15 protein-coding genes, 1 tRNA gene and 1 other RNA gene are annotated in these 22329 nt (G+C 39.5%); 9 read left to right on the forward strand and 8 right to left on the reverse strand.

Features of this window, described 5'->3' with window-relative positions:
• The first annotated feature begins 384 nt into the window (after window positions 1-384).
• The 9 genes from GO621_RS04085 (at window position 385) to GO621_RS04125 (ending at window position 7303) form a co-directional block, all read left to right on the forward strand.
• Window positions 385-975: a 2'-5' RNA ligase family protein gene (locus GO621_RS04085; RefSeq protein WP_157564446.1), complete on the forward strand. Its 591-nt coding sequence runs from the start codon at window positions 385-387 to the stop codon at window positions 973-975.
• A gap of 56 nt (window positions 976-1031) precedes the next feature.
• Window positions 1032-1125, forward strand: an RNA gene (gene ffs, locus GO621_RS04090) — signal recognition particle sRNA small type.
• Window positions 1126-1267: 142 nt separating this feature from the next.
• Entirely contained in the window at window positions 1268-2242 is a 975-nt protein-coding gene (locus GO621_RS04095; protein WP_157564448.1) for a YpdA family putative bacillithiol disulfide reductase, read from the forward strand.
• A 119-nt stretch (window positions 2243-2361) separates the two neighbouring features.
• Window positions 2362-3567, forward strand: coding sequence for a DEAD/DEAH box helicase (locus tag GO621_RS04100; protein ID WP_157564450.1), 1206 nt, complete (start codon window positions 2362-2364; stop codon window positions 3565-3567).
• A 410-nt stretch (window positions 3568-3977) separates the two neighbouring features.
• A complete protein-coding gene (locus GO621_RS04105) occupies window positions 3978-5249 on the forward strand; it encodes an OmpA family protein (RefSeq protein ID WP_317163384.1) in 1272 nt (423 codons plus the stop codon).
• Window positions 5250-5538: 289 nt separating this feature from the next.
• Window positions 5539-6021 carry an RNA recognition motif domain-containing protein gene (locus GO621_RS04110; protein WP_157564454.1) on the forward strand — a complete coding sequence of 161 codons (483 nt, stop codon included), beginning with the start codon at window positions 5539-5541 and terminating at the stop codon, window positions 6019-6021.
• Between the two features lie 299 nt (window positions 6022-6320).
• Window positions 6321-6395, forward strand: a tRNA-Glu gene (locus tag GO621_RS04115).
• A 172-nt stretch (window positions 6396-6567) separates the two neighbouring features.
• Window positions 6568-6840, forward strand: a complete 273-nt coding sequence (locus GO621_RS04120) for a transposase (RefSeq protein WP_157564456.1) — start codon at window positions 6568-6570, stop codon at window positions 6838-6840.
• Between the two features lie 73 nt (window positions 6841-6913).
• Complete coding sequence (locus GO621_RS04125; RefSeq protein WP_157564458.1) at window positions 6914-7303, forward strand: IS3 family transposase; 390 nt, start codon at window positions 6914-6916, stop codon at window positions 7301-7303.
• Window positions 7304-7344: 41 nt separating this feature from the next.
• On the opposite strand, the gene GO621_RS04130 is transcribed toward GO621_RS04125, so the two are convergent.
• From GO621_RS04130 to GO621_RS04160, 8 genes are all read right to left on the reverse strand, one after another.
• Window positions 7345-10056: a glycoside hydrolase family 2 TIM barrel-domain containing protein gene (locus GO621_RS04130; protein WP_198170123.1), complete on the reverse strand. Its 2712-nt coding sequence runs from the start codon at window positions 10054-10056 to the stop codon at window positions 7345-7347.
• Window positions 10057-10819: 763 nt separating this feature from the next.
• Entirely contained in the window at window positions 10820-13096 is a 2277-nt protein-coding gene (locus GO621_RS04135) for a glycosyl hydrolase family 95 catalytic domain-containing protein (RefSeq protein ID WP_157564460.1), read from the reverse strand.
• A gap of 404 nt (window positions 13097-13500) precedes the next feature.
• A complete protein-coding gene (locus GO621_RS04140; RefSeq protein ID WP_198170124.1) occupies window positions 13501-14352 on the reverse strand; it encodes an alpha/beta hydrolase in 852 nt (283 codons plus the stop codon).
• Between the two features lie 81 nt (window positions 14353-14433).
• Entirely contained in the window at window positions 14434-15084 is a 651-nt protein-coding gene (locus tag GO621_RS18985) for a carbohydrate-binding protein (RefSeq protein WP_232335585.1), read from the reverse strand.
• Between the two features lies 1 nt (window position 15085).
• Window positions 15086-15703, reverse strand: coding sequence for an alpha-L-fucosidase (locus tag GO621_RS18990; protein WP_232335586.1), 618 nt, complete (start codon window positions 15701-15703; stop codon window positions 15086-15088).
• Between the two features lie 376 nt (window positions 15704-16079).
• Window positions 16080-16877, reverse strand: a complete 798-nt coding sequence (locus GO621_RS04150; protein WP_157564462.1) for a sialate O-acetylesterase — start codon at window positions 16875-16877, stop codon at window positions 16080-16082.
• Between the two features lie 181 nt (window positions 16878-17058).
• The gene (locus GO621_RS04155; protein ID WP_198170125.1) at window positions 17059-18693 is read right to left on the reverse strand and encodes a RagB/SusD family nutrient uptake outer membrane protein; all 1635 of its coding nucleotides are present in this window, start codon (window positions 18691-18693) and stop codon (window positions 17059-17061) included.
• 22 nt (window positions 18694-18715) lie between these two features.
• A complete protein-coding gene (locus GO621_RS04160; protein WP_157564466.1) occupies window positions 18716-21700 on the reverse strand; it encodes a SusC/RagA family TonB-linked outer membrane protein in 2985 nt (994 codons plus the stop codon).
• Window positions 21701-22329: the final 629 nt, after the last annotated feature.

Raw genomic sequence — 22329 nt, forward strand, 5'->3', positions numbered from 1 at the left:
GGAAGGAATCGTAAAAAAGACAATAATAAATACCTTCCCCCGGCGCAGCAACTAAGAATAAATTTAATTAATTCAAAGTCTGGAAATAAAAAACCGTCGTCGTGCTAATGAGAAGAACCCGGTGGAAACCAAAACTAACGCAGATGCAACCGGAGCAATAACTGCTCGGACAGTAGGCATAAAAAAGCGTTGTTGTTTCATTATTTGTCTAATTTAAACTTACTTAGAAAATGGTGCAATTATCGTATAATTTTTTTGATTATACTATGTAGATTTTCAAAAGTTACAGTATAGACAGATTTTTTTGGAACAAGTTTAATTTTTGTTCGTAAAAATTAAAAAAGTTTTGCTAAAATAATCTTTAATAATACTAATTTTGTTAGCATGTTACCTGCACAGTATTTGTTCGACATTGAGCCTTACACCAAAATAAACAAAAGGGATTATCTGCTGATTATCCCGCCGGACCGTGATGTTGTTTCGAAAATTATGTACTTTAAGTTAAAAGCATGGGAAATGATTGGTGCATATCCATCGCTTCATAGTACTGCGCATATTACCATCAATCATGATTATAATATTTATGCATCTGTTTTTGAAGAAAAATTAACTTATTACCGCCGGAAGGTATCTTTTATAAATACTTTTGAAGTGAAAATTTCTGGCTTTGATAAATTTCAGCACGGCGATACTTATACTATTTATGCCAAGGTTGAAGTTAGTGCCGCAATAAAAGAAACCCTTTCTAAATTTAACAAAACCTTTTCTAAAGGCGTGGTTAAAACCCCGCATATTACCATCGCTAAAACAATTACAAAAGAAAAATTTGAAATCCTTTGGAAATATTTTGAACATTTAAATTTTGAATACTCCTTTTATCCCGATAAAATCAGGGTTTTAGAAACGCCTACACGCCGGTTTTTTAACCAGCCGATGAAAATGAAAACCGAATTAAAACTTAAACAGGTAGGTTAAAAAGCAGCTTTTTAAATTTTACTGGCATAACTTAAAAATTTTTCTACTTTTGTGGCGGGTAAGTCTTTTACGACCAGCTCCTCTTGAACTCCCCCAGGGTGGGAACGCAGCAAGGGTAGAGAGTTGTAGCGGTGCGATAGAAGTAGCTTACCCACTTTTTCTTTTAAAACACTTGTTTTTTTATACAAGCCGGATTTTTGTCCGGCTTTTGTTTTTTTAATGATTTTTTACTGATAAAAGAAGCATCTAAGGTTATTAATATTGTAATGCTTCTTTTACCTCATTAAAGTTTATGCTCGATATATTAATTATAGGCGGCGGACCAATTGGTTTAGCCTGCGCACTGGAAGCCAAAAAAGCCGGATTAAGTTATTTAATTGTAGAAAAAGGCACGCTGGTAAACTCTCTGTATAACTATCCGGCAGGCATGACTTTTTTTTCCACCTCCGAAAAACTGGAAATTGGCGGCGTTCCTTTCGTTTCAAACAGCATTAAACCAACACGTGCAGAATCTTTAGAATATTATCGTAGGGTTTTAACTTCTAATGAGCTAAATATCCATTTGTTTGAAGCTGTTCTGCATCAGCAGCGTAAGGATGATCATTACGAAATTACTACAACAAAAGCCGTTTATCTTGCTAAAAATATCATTATTGCAACTGGTTTTTATGATGTTCCGGTTAAAATGAATATTCCGGGAGAAGAATTACCAAAAGTTCGCCACTATTATAAAGACCCGCATTTTTATTCGCTACAAAAAGTGGTTGTAGTTGGAGCAAGTAATTCTTCTGTTGATGCTGCGTTGGAAACTTTCCGCAAAGGTGCAGAAGTAACAATGGTAATCCGAAAAGATGATATCAGCGACCGCGTAAAATATTGGGTCCGGCCAGATATTATCAACCGGATTAAAGAAGGGACGATCAAAGCGTATTATCACTCTCATTTAACAACAATCAGGGAAAATGAAGTTGATATACAAACGCCGGAAGGTTTAATTGCCATTCCGAATGATTTTGTGCTGGCTTTAACCGGTTATCAGCCAGATTTTACTTTTTTAAAAACCATGGGCATTACGCTTTCTGCGGATGAAAAACTGCTGCCGGAATACAATGCGGAAACGATGGAAACCAACCAGAAAGGGATTTATTTAGCTGGTGTAGTTTGCGGCGGAATGAATACACATTTGTGGTTCATCGAAAATTCAAGGGTTCATGCCGAGCAAATTATTGCAGCTATATCTAAGCAAACAGCTAAAGTTTCAGTGTGATAAATTGAAATACTGTTTTTATGCCGATAAAAGAAGCATTTTGATTACAACAAAAAATCTTATATTTATAAAATTGTATTCAATAGCAGAACCAGTTTATCATTACATCCGAAATACTTTTGACATTTACCGATTTTAACTTCGATCCGAAACTACAGGAAGGATTAGACAGCATGGGTTTTCGTAAACCTACTCCAATCCAGGAACAAGCCATCCCGATTATTTTAAATAAGCACGATCTGATAGCCTGTGCCCAAACCGGCACTGGTAAAACTGCTGCTTATTTATTGCCTATTATGCACCAGATTTGTGTTGCAAAGGAGAAAAGCCTGGTCAATACTTTAATTTTAGCACCAACACGCGAACTGGTACAGCAAATAGATCAGCAAACAGAAGGGCTTGCTTATTTTACAGGTATCAGTTCTATATCAGTTTACGGCGGCGGAGATGGCGCCAGTTACGAGCAGCAGCGCCGTTCTTTAAATGAAGGTGTAGATATTATTATTGCAACGCCCGGAAGGCTGATTGCACATTTAACTTCGGGCGTAGTAAAGTTAAGCCAGTTGCAGCATTTAATTCTGGACGAAGCAGATAGAATGCTGGATATGGGATTTTATGATGATATTGTCCGTATCATCAGTTATCTGCCTCAAAACCGGCAAACACTTCTGTTTTCGGCAACGATGCCGCCGAAAATCCGGACCTTATCAAACAAAATATTACGAGAACCAGAACAGATAAACATTGCGCTTTCCCAGCCTGCCGTTGGTATTTTGCAACAGGTATATATGGTTTTCGATCACCAGAAATTAGCATTGATTAAATCAATCCTGAAGGAAGGTAATTATGCAAGTACTATTGTTTTTGTATCAACCAAAGAAAAAGTAAAGCAATTGTACCAAACCCTTTACCGCGCGGGTTTTAAGGTAGAAGCTTTCCATTCTGATTTAGAGCAGGAGCAAAGGGAAAACATTCTTCGTGCATTTAAAAGCAGACAATTGCCTATTTTAATTGGTACAGATGTTTTATCGAGAGGTATTGATGTAGAAGGAATCAGTTTGGTTATTAATTATGATGTGCCGCATGACCCGGAAGATTATATCCACCGAATAGGTCGTACAGCAAGGGCCGAAACTACCGGAATTGCCATTACTTTTATTAATGAAAGGGACCAGCGAAAATTTAGTAATATAGAAACGCTGATTGGTAAACCTATAGCGCAAATGCCTTTGCCGGAAGCTTTAGGCGAAGGGCCGGTTTATCAACCGGAAATAAAAAGGGCATCATCTGGCCCCAAAAAACCCTGGCGGAAAAAGAAAGGCTGATGCTTCTTTTACCCTATAAAAATTGGCATCCGTCAGCTTAAAACTAATAACCATACCAAAAACCAAATATGTCTTAAATTTAGTTCTAAGCCGAATGTTGTATGCTTAATTAGTCAATTTAATGTTAATCCTGTTTAATCGTTTGATTAGTTTTTTGTCATCTAAAACTAACTTTTTGTTCTTAAAAGTCAAACACTTAGCTGTGCTTAACCATATTTAACATTTCGTCCGATAACTTTGGCAGTATTTTTTATAGAGTAATACAAGTTGTGCAATAAAACCAGACTTGAAAAATTGTACAAAAGGTAATATTATAAAAAAATAACTATTTAGAAATGAAACTAAAGATTACAAAGTTGGCTCTTACTTTATCAGCAGTAGGGTTATCAACAACATTGTTTGCTCAGGACATGAAATCGGACACAGCGAACCGCTTTGATAAAAAAAGCTTTCGTACCTGGTCTATTGGATTAAACGGTGGTATGTTAACTCACTTCACACCATTTAACAATGCTTCCAACGGTGATTTCCGTACTCCGGAAGAAACCTGGGGATACGGCGGTTACATTAAAAAACAAATTTTACCAAGCTTCGGTATCCAGGCAGATTTTTTAGCAGGAAAAGTAAGGGGTTACCAGGCAAATGCGCTTCCTTCGCCAACTGTAGCGCAAAACAACAGTAGTTTTACAACCAATATCGAATGGTCTGCAGCATTAAACGCAAACCTTACTATTGCAAATTTAAGCCTTAATCATAAACGAAGTGCATTATCTCCTTATGTAACTGCGGGTGCAGGTTATATGTCATCCAGCCCAAATGTACAAGGCGCAATTCCTAACGGTGCAAGTGGGGCTTATCAACAAAATTGGTTTGTACCGGTTGGGGCTGGTTTAAAATTTGGCTTATCTAAAACGATCAACATTGATTTAGGTTACAGCGTGTATTTCATGAAAACCCCTACATTCGATGGTGTTCGTGGTGGTGCTAATGACAGATTTTCTTATGCACATGCAGGCTTAGAATTTTCTTTAGGTAGAAAAAAATCTTCTCAATTAGCAAATTATAGCCCAATCGCAGCACTCAGAGAAGAAAGTGCAGCAGAAAGTGCAGAATTGAAAAACATGCTTTCAACATCTGAGCAAAAAAGATTAGCAGATGAACAAGCACAACAACAACTACAACAACAATACGCCAAAGATTTAGGTGATGATGATGCTGATGGTGTTGCAAATAAATTTGATAAATGCCCTGGAACGCCAGCAGGTACTGCAGTGGATGGTTCAGGATGTGCTTTACCGGCAAACAAACCAGATGTTAAAGTTTTTGTAACTGAAGAAGATAAAAAGGTAGTTAGGGATGCAATTGCAAATTTAGAATTCGATTTAGGAAAATCTACCCTTCGCGCGCACTCTTTCCCAAGTTTAGACAGGGTTGCAAACCTGTTAATTAACAAAAACTTCAGCTTAAAACTTGCTGGCCATACTGATAATACAGGATCTGCAGAGCTAAATATGAGATTATCTAAAGATCGTGCAGAAGCTGTTAAAGAATATTTAGTAAGCAAAGGAGCTAACGCATCACGTATTGAAGCAACTGGTTATGGACAAACTCAACCAATTGCAAGCAATAAAACTGCTGCTGGCCGCCAACAAAACCGTCGTGTAGAATTTACATTGTTCTAAAAACACAGTTTTTTAATCATTAAAAAAGGTGTGGCGTTTATACGCCACACCTTTTTTTTGTAAAAGTTATTTTTTTCATGCTTCTTTTATCACCTAAAAATTGATGAAGAACAACTGCTAAGGTAATTAAGCGTATAAACCTTAAAAAACAGTGCTAAAAGAAGCATAAATAATTTCAGCGTATTAATTTAATTGGACATAATTTAAAATATAAATTTTTTTAATAGTAAAATATAGATTTAATATAAGTATTTTTGAAATAGATATACAATCAAATTAAAAAACAATAATGAACATTTTTGTAGGAAGCCTTCCATTTGCTTTGGAAGAAACCAAGTTGAAAGAAGTTTTTGAAGCTTATGGTGAAGTATCATCAGTAAAAATTATTATTGATAAGTTTTCAGGAAGAAGCAAAGGATTTGGATTTGTGGAAATGCCGGATGATGCGATGGCACAAAAAGCAATTGACGAATTAAACGGATCATCTGTTGAAGGGCGGTCAATAGTAGTCAATAAATCTGAAGACAAAAGAGACGATTCAAGAAGAAGCAACAGTGGCGGCGGTTATGGCGGCAACAGTGGCGGTGGCTACAAAGGCGGCAACAGCGGCGGTGGTTACGGTGGAGGCGGTAACAGCAGAGGTGGCAGCGGCGGTTATGGCGGCGGCGGCAGCAGCAGGGGCGGTGGCTATGATAAAGGTGGCTACAAAGGCGGAAGCAGCAGCGGTGGCGGTTACAAAGGCGGAAGCGGCGGCCGTAAAGACGAATATTAAAAACAGGTTTACCAGATAAATTTACAAGGCTATCATAAAAGTTTTTCTTTTTGGTAAATTGTATTACACACATTTCAGGTTGTAAAAACAGTATCATGCTGTTTTTACAACCTGTTTTTTTGTAGGATGATTAGCAAAACAGGAAGGTTAGTTGTCACGACCATTTAAATTTAAAAAGGTATTTTATTTTTTCTTCAATATTGGTTGACGGACAATGCAAGATTTATATCTTTGCCGAAGATTTTAAATTAAACGAGGACCAAACAAAAGCGGTCAAATAAAAATCAGCCATGTTAAATGGCCCGTTCGTCTAGGGGTTAGGACGTTAGATTTTCATTCTAGAAACAGGGGTTCGATTCCCCTACGGGCTACCAGAATCAAAGTCAAATCATTCAAAAAGCTGTAAATTCTTGATTTACAGCTTTTGTTTTTTCCGGCAAATCCCCGTTTTATTCACGAAATCGTATAGCTGCAGTAGTAACTCGGTGATGGAGTTGCTATCTTTATCAGGACAAATAGTTAAGGGAAAGCCTTAACTTTAGAAATATGTCAACAATTAGAAAGCAGTACGACCGGGAGTTTAAGGTTATGGCTGTAGAATTAAACAAGGGCCATTCAGATCTGGGCGTGCTTGCAAAAGAACTGGAAATCAGGTCGGCTTTATTGTACCGCTGGCGCAGGGAACTGGAAACGAAGGCAGAAACCAGTTTTCCGGGACAAGGGAAAGTGATTTACATACCTGAGCAGGCAGAAATACGTCGGCTAAAGAAAGAACTGCTGGATATGCAGCAGGAGCGTGATATACTAAAAAGGCTGTAGGCATCTTCTCTAGGAGCGATGGCAAACATTCCGGTTCATAAAAGATAACAGGGTGGTATTTAATATTGGGAAGATGTGTAAAGTATTTAAGGTAAGCAGAAGTGGTTATTATAGCTGGCTGTATAGTAATTTATCTTTATGCGTCAATGAAAATCAGCAACTTACTAAGCAAATATTGAAAGTTTACCAAACCAGCAACTCTACTTATGGCAGTCCCGGGATTGCAAGGGAACTAAACAGGCAGGGCATAAAAGTATCCAGGCCGCGAGTGGCGCGGCTGATGCAGAAAGCAAAAATCAGGAGTATCATTAAAAAGAAATTCCGGGTTACCACTGATTCTATTCATAAGTTTCCCATCATGGAAAACAAGCTGGAACGTAATTTCAAACAGGGCATAATAGGCAAGGCTTGGGTGGACTCGCAACGGAAAAAAACAGCAGGCTTGATGATTTTTAGGTGGTAAAAGAAGCATGGACAACTGTGAAAAGTGATATGCCCGGTCCATCAAAATACCTGTTTAAGCTGAATGGCATTTAAAATAGCCTCTCCTTTTAAAGGCTTAAAATTAACGGTAATACCTGCACTATTTTTTGCAGAAACCCTAAAAGTTGTGGTATAAGCTGTTTGTGGCACTAAGTAATTTTGAGTGCTTAATGATGGAATAACTGTGGTGCCATTAATTAAAACATCAAACGCTCTTTGTTTTGCTTCTGCGGTTTGTGCAGCATTGCCCAGGTTATAGACCAATGCCGGAGAAGTTGCTTTGCCTTCCAGTTCTGCAAAGCCAAGGGTAAGCTCATACTCGCCATCGGGCACATCAAATTTAAAAGCCTGAATGCCTGTTCGCTGGGTTTGGTAGATTGCATCCATATCAGTGCCGTATATATCTTTATCAGAGCCAAAACTTTGACGGGACTGGGCTGGCATCGTAAACACTTTACCGCCAATATATCCCCAGCTGCCTTTGTGGTAGGGTTGCTCCGGCATCCAAACCTGGGCTAATTTTTCGTCAACAAAAAAACGCCTGTCGCCCAAACTGATATTGAGATCGGTATATTGTAAGGGTTTATTTTTAAATAAGGCGGGTATAAGTTTAAAATTTATTTGTGCTATGTCTTCACAAACTACACCATTAACAGTTGATGCAGCTTTAATCGTGTTATTCCCATTTGTAAACGGAACCTGAAATACAGCAACGCCTGAATTTGTTGCCTGGTTCTGCAGCATCTTACCGTTGTGCCATAGTTGTACCTGTACGCCATTGGTAAAAATATATACTTGTTGTGTACAGGTATTGTTCAAATCTGCAATTCCGGTCCTTAGTTTCCAACCTGTAGCACCTATTTTTAGAAACGGTTTCTTGAGTAAATTAGCCTGATAAAAGAAGTAGGCATCCTTAGGGATACGTTCACTGGTAGTTATTCCTTTTGTGTTGATATGCGGCGTGGCATCTTTGCGCTGCTCTGAATTAAAGTCGACCAGGTTCCATATAGCAGCACCGGCTACAAAAGGTTTTTGTAATATGGTTTTCAGGTAATATTGATGGTAATAGGTTTGATACTCAATGCTTTTATCAAACCGTTCGGGCTGAGTGCTGTGGATCCTGGTATCTGCATCTGCACCAAATTCGGTAACAATCATTGGTTTTTGAGGAAACTCCTGATGATATTTATCTAAAAAACCTGCAAAATCTTCAATCCGTGGAGAATACCAGCCCGGGTATAAATTCCATCCAACAATTTGAGGCACAGCGGTTAAGCCTACACGGTTATACAAATTATAATCACCATGACAGGGAATCATCGTATATCGCCCGCTATCCTCCTGGTGGGTAAGAGCTTCGATTTGTTTAGCCAGGGCAGTAATGCTGGCAAAATACCGGTTTTGCTCGTCCGAATTTTTTTCATACTTCGGCCTTAGCAGTACCTCATTCATATAGGCCCAAATAATAATGCTGGGATGGTTAAAGTTCTGCCGGACCATTTCTATCTGCATTTGCTTGCAGTTGTTGTAAAAGGAGTCTGATTCGGTTATATAATTTACGATAGGGATTTCTACCGAAGCCAGCAAGCCCAGCCTGTCGCAAGCTTCTAGAATTGCCGGGTCCTGAGGATAATGCGCAATACGGACAAAATTAGCGCCCATGTTTTTAAGCAGCTCCATATCCCGCTGATGAATGGCATCGGGCAAGGCATTGGCCATATCTTTAAAATCCTGATGGCGGCTGGCACCAATCAGCTTCAAGGGCTTTCCGTTCAAATAAAAACCTTTGGCCGCATCAAAGCTGTACCAGCGCAGCCCAAGCGGGTTGCTTACCTCATCCAGTAAAGCACCGGTGGAACGATCAATGATTTTAGAAACTATGCGATATAAATAAGGATCATTCGGCGACCATAAATGCGGCATCGTGATTTGCTGCTGCTGCATAAATGCCGTGTTGCCCGAAGCATTAGCCTTTACTGGGCTTTGTACTTTTTTGATCAGTTTACCTTCGGCATCACTAATCTCTGTCATTATCATCAGGTTGCGGTTCGATGTAAACCTGTTGGTAATCTTTCCGCTGATGCTGATCGTTGCAGTATTGGCATTAACTAAAGGAGTTTTAATTTGTATCCCGGAAGAAGCATAATTATCCATATCAAAATGAATATTATCGGCTGTTATCAGGTAAACGTCGCGGTATATACCACCAAAAAATGTAAAATCAGCATCAAGCGGAGGTATGCTTTCGTTGTAACTATTGTCCAGTTTAACCAGTACCTCGTTTGCTGTTAAACTATCATTGCCTGCTTTAAGGTAGGGCTGGATTAAAAAGCTGAACGCAGTATAGCCACCTACATGTTTTCCGGCGAGCTGGCCATTTACATAAACTTCTGCTACCTGATTTGCCCCTTCAAAGTAAAGGTAAGTTTGTTTATTTTTAACGGATGCCGGCAGGTATAAAGTTTTTTTATACCAGCTAATCCCGCGGTAATAGCCAGGTTCATCATCGGTTACATCCTCTGTATTCCAGCTATGCGGAATAGACACCGACTGCCACCGTACATCTGCTGGTTGCTTAGCGGGAAGGCCTTTAATATCGCCCTTATGAAAGCTCCAGTTACTATTAATGCTTTGACGGATCCTGGTTTGAGAGTGGGCAGAAGCCACAAAAAAACATACATATAGCAGCGGTAAAAAAAACTTAATCATCATTAAAGCTGGTTTAAATTTCATCGAAAAAAATTTATGATGCTTCTTTTATCAGCATAAAATTTGTGTCTGTATTTTATGCTGATAAAAGAAGCATAGCAAATAAATGTTATAGTTGGTTACAGGTTGCAATGTAGCCGGATTACACCTTTCAAACACCATGTGGATATCTCATAAAAGCGTGGCATATGTCTTAAAAAGGTTAATAAGCCAGGCTTTATAAGAGAACCGGCACAAAACGTAGTGTTGTGGTTAAATTTATTGCTGGTGCTTTCTTACGCACCTGCGCAGCATAATAAATGCTTCTTTTATCCCATAAAAATTTACGCCAGCTATAATTAAACTTTTATGGTTAATAATTAATTGCTCTTATTGATACCTTATCAAATACAAATCATAATTTTTATGTGCTAAAAGAAGTATGATTATTTTAAAATCAGAATACAGTGATTAAATAAAAACAGGGTTCAACTTAACTTTATATCAATGAAGTTGTTTAAACTTTTTTTCTGGCCTTCTTTTTTGGGCCGATGCTTCTTTTATCAGCTAAAAATGCTGGTCATTAAATTTTGATTTTTTAGGCCGGTGCTTCTTTTATCACCTAAAAAATGTTAACTATTGCTTTTTTGATCCACTAAAGACCTATAAGGTTTTCAAAACCTTATAGGTCTTTAGTGATTAAATGTAAACACCAATTTTACCCGGTAAAAGAAGCATGGGCACCAAACCTGGGCCTGCCGAAGAACCAGATTTAAATTGGTACCAAAAAGTTTAAACAACCTCAATATTAATTTATTGTACTTGCAAATAAAGGGCCATTAAAACCTTTTTTCTTAATTACCACACTTTGGCCTCTTGTTAAATTTACCCGGTAAGTATTTTTAGCAACCATTTTTAATTCAACTTTTTTCCTTCCGATAAAAGCTACCGGTTTTTTGATGGTTGTGGTGAAAGTACACCTGGTACCGGCAAGGCTTTTAATAACTATAAATTCTGTTTCCCCGTTAAAAAGTTTTGCACTTACCTCAAATGCGCCTTCAGCTAACCATCTATCAAAATACAAATTTTTCCATTCATGAGGAACGGCAGGGAAAATGCGGATCTTATCTCCCCACGATTGCAACAGCATATCCTGCAAGGATTGTGCGGCTGAAAGCGGGGTTTCAAAGCAAGGCCCGTTTTCTTTGTATAATCCATTTGGTAACAAAAATTTGTACAGCCCGCGGATGTACTTTAAGGCATCATCGCCTTTACCAATGGCAGCGGAAATAGAAGCTGCACCGGTATAACTGTAGCCCTTTAATGCTTTTGGATCACTTAGCCAGGTGGACAATGATCTTTCGATAAGCGGAATATTTTTTGGCTGATCCGCATTAATCAGGTATAACGGATAAATCATCAGTAAATGCGAATAGTGCCGGTGCGATACCGCAAAGGGAAGGTCGGCACCGATTCTGAACCCGGTTTCATCAACAGGATAATCTGCCAGGTTGTTTAAAATATCGCTCCAGTTGCTTCTTTTATCAGCATTAATATTTAATATTTTTGATGAAGCTATCAAGGTTTGCAAGCCCCATTTAAGCAAGCTGATATCGATGTTTGCATCTTTGGTTTCACCGGCCTGGCCGGATTTTTTCTCCGGATATTCCGGCGAGTAACCAACAGGAATATGATATTTTCCATCCTGCTCTTTTTTAATCAGGTGCAGGTAGTAACTCATACTTTTTTCGAGCAGCGGATAGCAGCTTTCTTTTAAAAACTGCTTATTCATGGAGTAGCGGTACATCAGCCACACATTGTGCATCACCCAGGGCAGATTGGCATTGATATGCTGATAACGTATATCGTCATCAGCAGAACCAATCAGGTCCTGTGCAGTGGTAATAGACAAATAAGCAGCATCTTTTCTCCATTCGGGCGGAACTACATTATTGATTAAATGTTGCTGATAGCGCTTCAAAGTGTTGGGCAACGATGCAGCTATATCTAAATGATTAGAGGTGTTTAGAGCCCAGTAACAAAGCTGCACGTTTAAGTCCCAGGTAATATATGGCCAGGGCGTGGGCTGAAACCACGGACCGGAAGTATCCATAACAGGCCCGTTTGCACGGCTTGCACAGCCCAGCTTATATATTTGCTGCCAGTAAAAACTTTCCAGTTTTTTATCGGGAATAGTCATGAAGCTTTTGCGATAGTAGGTATGCCACCACTGTAAATGGTCCTGGTAATTTTTAGCGTAGTTTGTCCGGCCATTTACAGTTAATAAGCGCACTGCCTGATCCGTAGCTATTTGTTCAGGATAGGAATTTTGTATCGTTAACGTAAGCAGCGATTGATGGGCAGATAACTTTTCCTGTTTCCACGCAGTGGTATATTGCCCTCCGGCCAATAAGTTTTGCGTGCTTACATTTACACCTCTGATGCGGTTATAAATGGGTGCAGGATTAGGTTGATATACCTTTAAAATGCTTCTGTATTTTTCACCATAAACTGCGGCAAACTTTGGAATAATATCTGCGGATAAAGGAAATAATATTTTACGTGTGGATTTAGCTTCGTCGGGATGCCAGGTCAAAGTATAATTTTCATTACCTGTTGTCGTGATGTCTGTAAAAATAAGGTCCTTTTGGGCAGACACCTCATGTTTCAATTTTAAGCTGCCTGCAGTAGTTTGTATCGTGCCTGTTAGCTCGGCGTTCCAAAGGCTTAACCTTAAATTGCAAGCGGTAATTTTTCCTTTGGTTTGCAGTTCAAAATGGCCGATGGGCAATCGTGGGCGGCTATATGCCGTCCATCCGGCCGTGCTGTCGCGGTGGTCCTGCACATCTGTTCTAAAAACCTGAATCATGATCCGGTTTAGGTCCGTGCTATCGCCATAAACCATAGAAGCTATAAAACCATTGCCAAAAAACGGGGCCTGCTCCCAGGAAACAGGCATTTTGTTGAATGTAAGGTCATGAGCGGATAAAAACCTGTTCCAATCCGGGTTTTTGATCACAGGCTGTCCCTTCAACGAAAAAAAGTAAAAAAACAAGATGATGCTTAGCCAGTATGCCTTTTTCATATTACTATTTAAGAGCATGTTTAATTTTGTTCAGTTTATTTCCGATGCTTCTTTTATCACCTAAAAAAACAGAAAGTTGCAATACTTCTTTTAGCAGCAGGTATTAAAAAAACAAGATTTACAGGCATAAAAGAAGCATCCTGATTTCCTTTGATATACATTTTAAACAGCCTTTAAATTATTGTATCGGACCATTGTATATTCCGATGTTAGGTTTACATCATTTATTTCTCGGAAAATTAAATTTTAAACAATTTCATAAGCACTCGCATTTTTAGGTGATAAAAGAAGCATCAACCCTAAAAAAAGAGGCTCCGAAAAGGTTAACAACTTCATATTGATAAAGTATTAATGTTGATTATTGAAAAAAACCAGCAAGAGATATGCCTCTACATCAGTAACTTCTATTTAAGCCCGAGAGTTGCTTTTAACCATTTTTCTGCCAGTGGAGGCCAGGCTTCAGCCGCCGGGTTGCCGCGACGTAAACCATAACCATGTCCGCCTTTTGGCGTAACATGAAATTCGAAAGGCAGTTTAGCTTCCCGAAGTGCCTGGCCAAGCGGAAACGGAATATTATAAGGGTCATCGGCAGCAACAAAAACAAACATTGGCGGTGTTTCTTCGGTAGGTTTAACTTCCGGGATTAGCTTTTTATCGGATGTGGTTAATGAACCCGGATAGATCAGCAATGAAAAATCGGGCCTGCAGGAGATAGAATCGATCTTGTCCTCGGGCGCATAAGACCTGTTTTTGAAACCGGTAGTGGCCCGGGCAGCCAGGTTTCCGCCAGCCGAAAACCCCATTACGCCGATCATGTCAGATTTTAATTTCCATTCAAAAGCTTTACTGCGTACGAGCCTTACCGCCCGCTGGATGTCCTGAAAAGAGCCCAAAGTTTTAAGCGGAACACGGTATTCTAATACCAATGCCATGTAACCTTGCGCTGCCAGCCAGGCTGCAACTTCTTCTCCTTCCAGGTTAACGGCCAAGTATTTATTACCGCCGCCGGGGCAGATAATTACCGCTGCACCGTTGGCATTTTTGCCGGGTTTGTAAACCATTAGTGCAGGGTCGGTAATGTTGCTGATGCGGTGAATGTTATTACCGCTCGTATTTGCGGTATAGTCAACCGGCGGATGCTTAACTTCCGTTTCGCCGGGAACCGTGCCAGGCCAGAGTTTGATAACAGATGATTGTGCAAGCGATAAATTCGTAAGTAAACAAAATGCTAATATGGTGATCAGGTTTCTCATCATCGACAGTTAATTATTATTATATTTTTATAGCTTTTTACATGCTTCTTTTATCCTATAAAAACTTGTATTATTTGGATCTGTTTATTTTGAATTTGAAGGGATGAGTTGTACCTCAAGTATTTTCATTAAACCGGCTTTTCTAATTTCAAGAGGCGTTATGGTTAGCGGATAAAGACCTGCTTTTAAAGCAATTCTCCCCAGTTCCTGTTCTGTTATTTCTTCTCCTTTTGGTATAGATGCAATTTCACCTTTCTTTATAAGACCGTCAAGTCTCAGTTCAAAGCTACCTTCATGGGCATTATCGGCAACATATTTTAATACAACTTTGTAAGTAGCTGCCTTTGCCAGCCGGACATTCCATTTAATGGTTTGGTTCGTTTTTTTCCATCCATCCACATAATATTTTCCGGCTTTACCATCTCCAAAACTAAAACCTTTGCCAATCAGTTCAGCATCAAATGCCAGCAACCTGTTTGCTGGACCCGTGCCGGAAAGCAAGCGCGACTGGTCGGTTTGTATTTCACCCCGTGTTTCCAGCACAACAACTGCATCTACACTGTCGGGAGCTTTTGACGGAACACGAATGTTTATATCCAGCGGATCAGCGCGTTTAAATGTTAAAGCTTTTTTTACCGGATCAGCCAACAAACAGGCTTTGCTGATATTGCTTTTTAACCCGCCCAGTATCAGGTTTCCATCTTCCGGCCAGTTGAACACGTGTAGATACAACAAGTTATTTTTCGGGATCCTCCCAGTCAAACGCGTGCGAGTAATAAAAGCCGAACTTTAAACCATACTTTTTACAAGCTGCCGAAAGATCTACCATTGGGTCATGCTTCCAGGCTGTTTGTTTGACCACGTTATAATCAGATACATCCGAATTAAACATGGCAAAACCATCATGGTGCTTGGCCGTAATAATGAGATAACGCATACCGGCATTCTTAGCGGTTTTTACCCATTCATCAGCATTAAACTTTACAGGGTTAAAGTGATGGGCCAGCTCCAGGTATTCTGTACGCGGTATTTTCTCCTTTCGCATCAGATGCTCTGCATAACCACTTACTTTTTTACCTTTCCACTCGCCGCCCGGAAGCGAATAAATGCCCCAATGAATAAACATGCCAAACCGCGCATCGCGCCACCAGGCAATACGGGCATCATGTGTTTTCATAGAAGCTGTCCACCATCCGTTCGTGGCTTCATCCATTGCCCTTTTATCCCGGACGTTTACGGTGTTAGAAGTGCTTTTATCTTCATCCCCTTTATCTTGTGCAAAAGCATTTACTACTAACAAGCAGAGTAATAAAACAAATAAGCTGCGGCTTAACATTATGATTTTTTTGTTCATAACCATGCTTGATCGTGATTTTTTACCGTTTGTTTAAATTGGCTATGCTTCTTTTAGCACACAAAAATTAGTGTTTGCGCTGTGCTTAGTAAAAACTATCGCATTCTGTTCAGCGCAAACCCTGTCAAACTTATATGAGTTGTTAGACTTTTAAGTTCAAGGTCCAAATCAAATTATTAGAGATAGTATGAACCAGTTTGGGCAAATACAATAAGCTTTAGGTTGATAAATATCAACCGTTTTAAAATTGTGTTAGGTTGATGCTTCTTTTATCACCTAAAAATCTTTAAACTTTTATCGAAGCTGTTTTTAAAAATGAATTTTTAGGTGATAAAAGAAGTATTGCCGTTTTTTGAAGTATGGATTTAAACCGTTTCTATTGATGAGATTTGGAAAACTGCTTCTGTACCTTTAGCATCTGTACTGCAAACCTTTTGCCCAGTTCATCCGCAGATTTTCCGTTAAAATGGGTGGTATCCCCTTTATCAGTCAAACCTTCAGAAGTTGCCAAACCGGTGAATGGAACTTTTTGAGGCAGCAGCGCCAACTGCTGGTTAATATTGCTGTAACCTGGCCTGTACCTGCCAAGCTCACCTGCAATAAATGGCAGTTGTTTATTATCAACCACTTCACGCATGCGGTTAATTAGCGCAGTCAGTTTATCTAAATAACCTACAGCTCTTTCCGGACTACTGTTCGACTCGCCCTGGTGCCAGATGACCCCTTTTACAACACCATATTTCATGGCTGCTTTTATCCTTTTTACCGCATCGTCATAAGGATGGGTTTTGGTTGCTTCATCGTAAGCACCAGGTACCCAGTGTTCGATAGGGGTTCCGCCTACTGCACAAGGGATCAGGCCAATTTTAACATTAGGATCAGCTTCGGCCATTTTTATCCCAAAGGCCAAACCCGGCCCGGCACCGGCAACTTTTGGTTTATCAAAATGCACAGGATGTCTGGCTTTTACCCACTGGCTGTCCCTGGTAAACATAAAAACGCGGTCGTTTCCTTCGTTTTTAATATCATCGGTTATTGGGCCGCGGCCTGCCATGTTGGATTGACCGATCAGGATGTATAACTGAAATGAAGGGTCGGGCTTGGTTTGTGCTTTTCCAGCAGAAGTAAAACTTAAAATAGAGACGATCAGTATTAAAAAATATTTATGCTTCATAAAATAAGTAAATAAGACCTGTTGAAATGTTGTTTCAAATTTTTAATGCTTCTTTTATCGCCTAAAAACTTGATAGTTGATGGTCAATAGTTCAACAATACAAACACCAATTTTTGGGTGCTAAAAGAAGCATGCATGGTATTTCAATTACAGGTTTAAAATTTCGAAAAAATATTTGTTATTAATAACCTGGGTTTTGCGGCAATACGGCACTTATATTAGCATCGATCACACTTTGAGGTATGGGCAATAGCTGGTCCCGTGGTTGTATTAAATTACCTGAAATTACATTATGTAATTTGGTGCGGGTCAGCCAGGTTTTTGTACGCAACAAGGTATAACGCCTGTCTTCTTCAGAAAATAATTCACGTGAACGCTCATCCAGAATAAAATCGAGTGTAATTTGTGATGCGGTAATTAATGGTGCATGAGCCCGGGTACGCAACGCATTTATTGCAGTTGCAGCCCCTGCTAAATCGCCTAAACCTAAATCAGCTTCAGCCAAAAACAAATAATCTTCACCGGCACGTATCAATATCTGATCATTGTAGGAGGATGAGTTATTTACATCCAACGGACTCGTGTAATCCCATTTACGGGTGCTTGGCCAGTTCGGGTTGGATAATTTTTCATTTGAAGTACGGTCAACCGGTACAACTTGTCCTAATGTATATCCCTTAGGTATGCCTGCAGGGTTATTGATGGTATAGGAAAACCTCCACGCATAATCAGATCCACGGTCATCGGTAGGATCATAAATTGACAATGCCCACTTAGTTGGCCCAATACGGCCAATTCCCCTTCCGCCAAAATCGGCACTGGGTAAAAATGGACTGGCTGACTTGCCATCGGTTCCTTTAACTGTTAAGGAATAATAACGGTTAACCCAATAACGGCGCATAATATTGTTTCCTTCGCCTCCGGTTACATTCAGTTCATTTTGCAATACCCATAAAGCTTCGGTATTGCCCTGACTACGGTCAGAGTTACCGTCTAAAAACATATCGGTAAAAGCAGTACCGGGGTTTTTCGCGTTTGCGCCATACCTATTATTTATTAAAGCGTAAGCAGTGTTAGTGGTTACCCTTGTCGCATAATCTTTTGCTTTAGTGAAGTTACCTTGTGTAAGATAAAGTTCTGCCAAGTAATGTTGTGCCGTTCCTTTAATTACCTTTCCGTCATTTGTATTAGTAACAGGCAAATTTGCTTCGGCAAATAACCAGTCGGCTTCCATAGCGGCCTGCACATCTGCTACTTTCGCCCTGCTAAAATCGGTTTTAAAGTTTGCACCTGTAGTTTCCGTTAATGTTAAAGGTACATCGCCAAATAAAAAGGTTAAATGCCTGTAACACCATGCCCTGATTAATCTTGCTTCAGCCAGTGTCTGGTTTTTTTGATCGCCTGTCATGGTTGTATTAAGTGGTACACGGCCAATAATGGTGTTTGCAGCATTAATAGTTTGATAAAAATATGCCCATAGCTGGCTATATTGTATAAATGCGGCATTGTTTGCAGCACCCCAGTTATTGTAAACCGTGCCCGGCGAACCCGGGTAGTTGGAATAGCTGTTGTCAACCCCTTCAACAGTAACTTCCGACGTCATATCGTTAGATGGATCAGCGGTTGTGATACCAGCCCTGTAACGCCTAACCTGGTAATAAAGCCCGTTTATGGCATTTTGAAAACCATTATAATCTACAAACAAATTATCAGCAGTTAATATGGCTGGCGGATTTTCATCCAGCGCATTTTTTTTGCATGATGTAACGCAAGCTATCAGCCCCGCACAAACAAGTATTTTATTAAAAAATTTCATTTTTATGAGGTTTAATTTACGTTTATAAACTAACATTTAATCCTGCCACAAATTCCTTTATTAAAATAGGTATGGAAGTGTTGCTTGCATCCAATTCAGGATCGAAACCCTTCCAAGGGGTAATTGTAAATAGGTTGCGCCCTTCAACAAACAGCTTTATCTTAGATATCTTCAAACGTTCCAAAAGTTTCGGCGAAAAACTGTAAGACAGCAAGAGGTCTTTTACACGTAAATAACTGGCGTTTTGAAATATGGCAACACCATAAATATTAGGCTGATAAATAGGGGAAGCCTGTAACTGTGCGTTAGCATAATAGTCATTTGTAGGGTTAGTAGGCGTCCAGTAATTTTTAGCATAAGTATTTTTTTCAACTGCCGTATTTACATTGTCAGAAAGAGTGGTATTTTGTTTAATTACCCCGGCTACACCTTGCACAAATGCATACAAAGAAATATTTTTGTAGGCAAATGTATTTGCTAATCCATAAGTAAACAGCGGCTGTAAACTCCCTATAATTGTCCTGTCGGGCCCGGTTATTTTACCATCGCCATTTAGATCGGCTACTTTAGCGTAACCCGCTTGTGTATTTGGTTGCGGTGATTTTGTCAGATCATCGGTCAACTGCCATACCCCTAAATATTTGTAGCCAAAATTTACTCTTATAGGGTGGCCTATAAACCAGTTGTTAGCGGTGTCACTTTTGCCTGTGCCATACAAGTCAACAATCTTATTACGGTTTAAAGAGAAAGTGCCGGTTGATGTCCAGGTAAAGTCTTTGCTTTTAATATTGGTACTGGTTATACCAATATCAATACCCTTATTGGCCGTTTTACCAATATTTTGAATGATGTTGCTAATGCCGTTTGTGCTAGGAATAGAGCGGTTTAACAATAAATCATGGGTTTTTGCCGAATAAATATCAACAGAGCCCTGGATGCGCCCTTTTAAAATGCCAAAATCTAAGCCCCCGTTTAAAGTATTTGTTGTTTCCCAGTGTAAATCAGGATTAGCCAATGTTGAAGGTATATAACCAGGTGCGGTGGCCGAACCGTTTAAATAAGTAGCATTGCCTAAAGATGCAAAAGTTGAATAAGCCGCCACCGCCTGGTTACCATTGCTGCCATAGGACAATCGTAGTTTTAAATTATCGATCTGGTCTATGTTTTTCATAAATTGCTCATTACTAATATTCCAGCCCAGAGCTACCGAAGGGAATATGCCATACTTTTTATCGGCACCAAAATCAGACGCACCGTCACGGCGTACGGTAGCTGTTAAAAGGTAACGGCTATCGTAAGAATAGTTAAACCGCCCCATTTGCGATAACAGGCTTGTTTTGGCGTATAACGGCGCTCCTGAAGCAGGTACATCTACAGACGTAAGTAAAGCTATACGTGCCTGGTAATAAGTTAGCACATCATTGGGGAACCCCGTTGCAGTTAAGGTGTGATTAGTAACAATATCGTTTTCATAGCTATATAACGCAGTAAAACCGAGGGTGTGCTTGCCAAATTCACGATTGTAATTCAGAATGTTTTCTATCGTGTAACTATTGCTTACATTACTTGCGTCGCTAATCCGGCCCTGCGCTTCCAAACCTGTTTTGGTATTACGGCCATAATAGCTGTTTTGGTCCCGGGACGAATGTGTAACACCCGTGTTAATACGATAGGTTAATCCTTTTAGCGGTAATTTCACTTCAAGAAAATTGGTTGAATAAATTTGATATTCCAGATCTGAATTATTAACTAAGGTGGGTGCAAGCGGGTTGGCATAATAAACTGTTTCCGGCCACGGATAGATGGTCGGGGTTACGCCATCAGTCTGGAAAGGTGTAGTTAACGGGTTAAAAGTAAAAGCACTGTAGTCGCCGCTTAAAGACGCTGGCATTCCGCTGCGGTTATCGAAGCCTAGCCGGGTAGATGTGCCGTAGGTTAACCATTTAGTTATATTTACATTCAAATTTGCTGTGGTAGATAACCTCTTGAAATGATCGTTAACATCTACACCATTAACATCAAGATAGTTAAGGGAAACAAAATATTTAGAATTGTCTGTACCACCACGTACCGAAACTGCATTTTGCTGGCGTGTGCCATTTTTTACTGCCAGGTCAACATAATTAGCAAAATTTCCGGAATTGTAGATTGCGGTTTCAGATGGGGTAATAGCTCCTGGGTTTCTGGCCATTTTATAGGCGTAAAACTGTTGTGGGGTTAACACTGCAGGTATTTTGGTAAATTTGTCAACGCCAAAAGATCCGTCATAGGCAACAACAGGTTTTCCTGATGTTCCTGTTTTGGTAGTAACCAATATTACCCCATTGGCGCCCCGTGAACCATATATGGCTGCTGCAGAAGCGTCTTTTAATATTTCAATGCTCCCGATATCAGATGGGTTGATGTCGGTTAGGTTGCCATTATAAGGTATCCCGTCTAAAATAACTAAGGGGTTATTACTTGCAGTGATAGATCGTTGTCCGCGTATTTGTATGCTTGCTGTTCCTTCTGCGCCACCGCCGCTTTGCGTTACCGTTAATCCCGGTACAGAGCCTTCAATCGCTTGCGCCAGATTATTATTTGGCAAACTCTCTAAACGCTTCGGGTCAACACTTACCACCGAACCGGTAATATCTTTTCGCTTTTGCGTGCCGTAACCCACTACTACAACTTCACTTAAGTTTTTGGCATCATCAAAAAGCGTGATATTCAGGATTCCATTTGCCGGTACCGCTTTTTCCAGGGATAAAAAACCGATATAACTAAAGTCTAATACACTTCTTTGCGGTACGTTTAAAGTAAATTTACCTGCTGCATCTGTCTGCGTTCCCAGGTTTGTCCCCTTAACTTTTACGCTTACACCAATTAAAGTCAAGCCTTGCTTATCTTTAACAATGCCGGTAACTTTTATATTCTGCGTTTGTGCTAAAGCAATTTCATAAAAAAGCGGGCTTAAAAAAAGCACCGATAGGAATAACCGAAGCCATTTTTGATAAAAATTTTTCATAAATCAAATTAAAAAGAGGTTATATAAATTGGTTGTAATTACAAATCAGGCCTTGTAATCAGATCATCAGGTTAAAAATGTATAATAATATCGAAATTAAAATCAGGCTTATCAGCAGCAGTACACTGCCTTTATAGTTCAGCTTATCTTTTAATATTGATCTCATTCTTTAGCTTTTCGCTTCTCCGGCCTTTTAAAGGTAGAACTACTGTCCATTAAAACTACAGGTCATTTCAGGCATTTTTACCTGAAAAATGCGGCATTACCATTTTTAAGAAATGCGTATTTATCGTTCATAAAATTATAAACCAATCTCTTTCATTATTTTTTTAAATGCTGATTAGGCAGGTATTTCTGAACCATTAGCAGGGTATGGGCCATCAGCTATTTGAATACCTTGGAAACTGTAAACTTAAAATTAACAACAACCATTAAATGATCAGGCAGGGTATATTTTGATGCCAGCCACTGTAGTGCTTGTATATGGAAAATGCTCATGCTTCTTTTACCGGGTAAAATTTCAGGTCATGCCTGTCTTTTTTAAATGATAACACCACCATCATTTTTATAGGGTAAAAGAAGCATTGACTGAGTGGGAAAGCATTTTAATCAACAGCAATAATATAATA

The organism is Mucilaginibacter arboris (assembly GCF_009754915.1).
Lineage (GTDB): Bacteria > Bacteroidota > Bacteroidia > Sphingobacteriales > Sphingobacteriaceae > Mucilaginibacter_A > Mucilaginibacter_A arboris.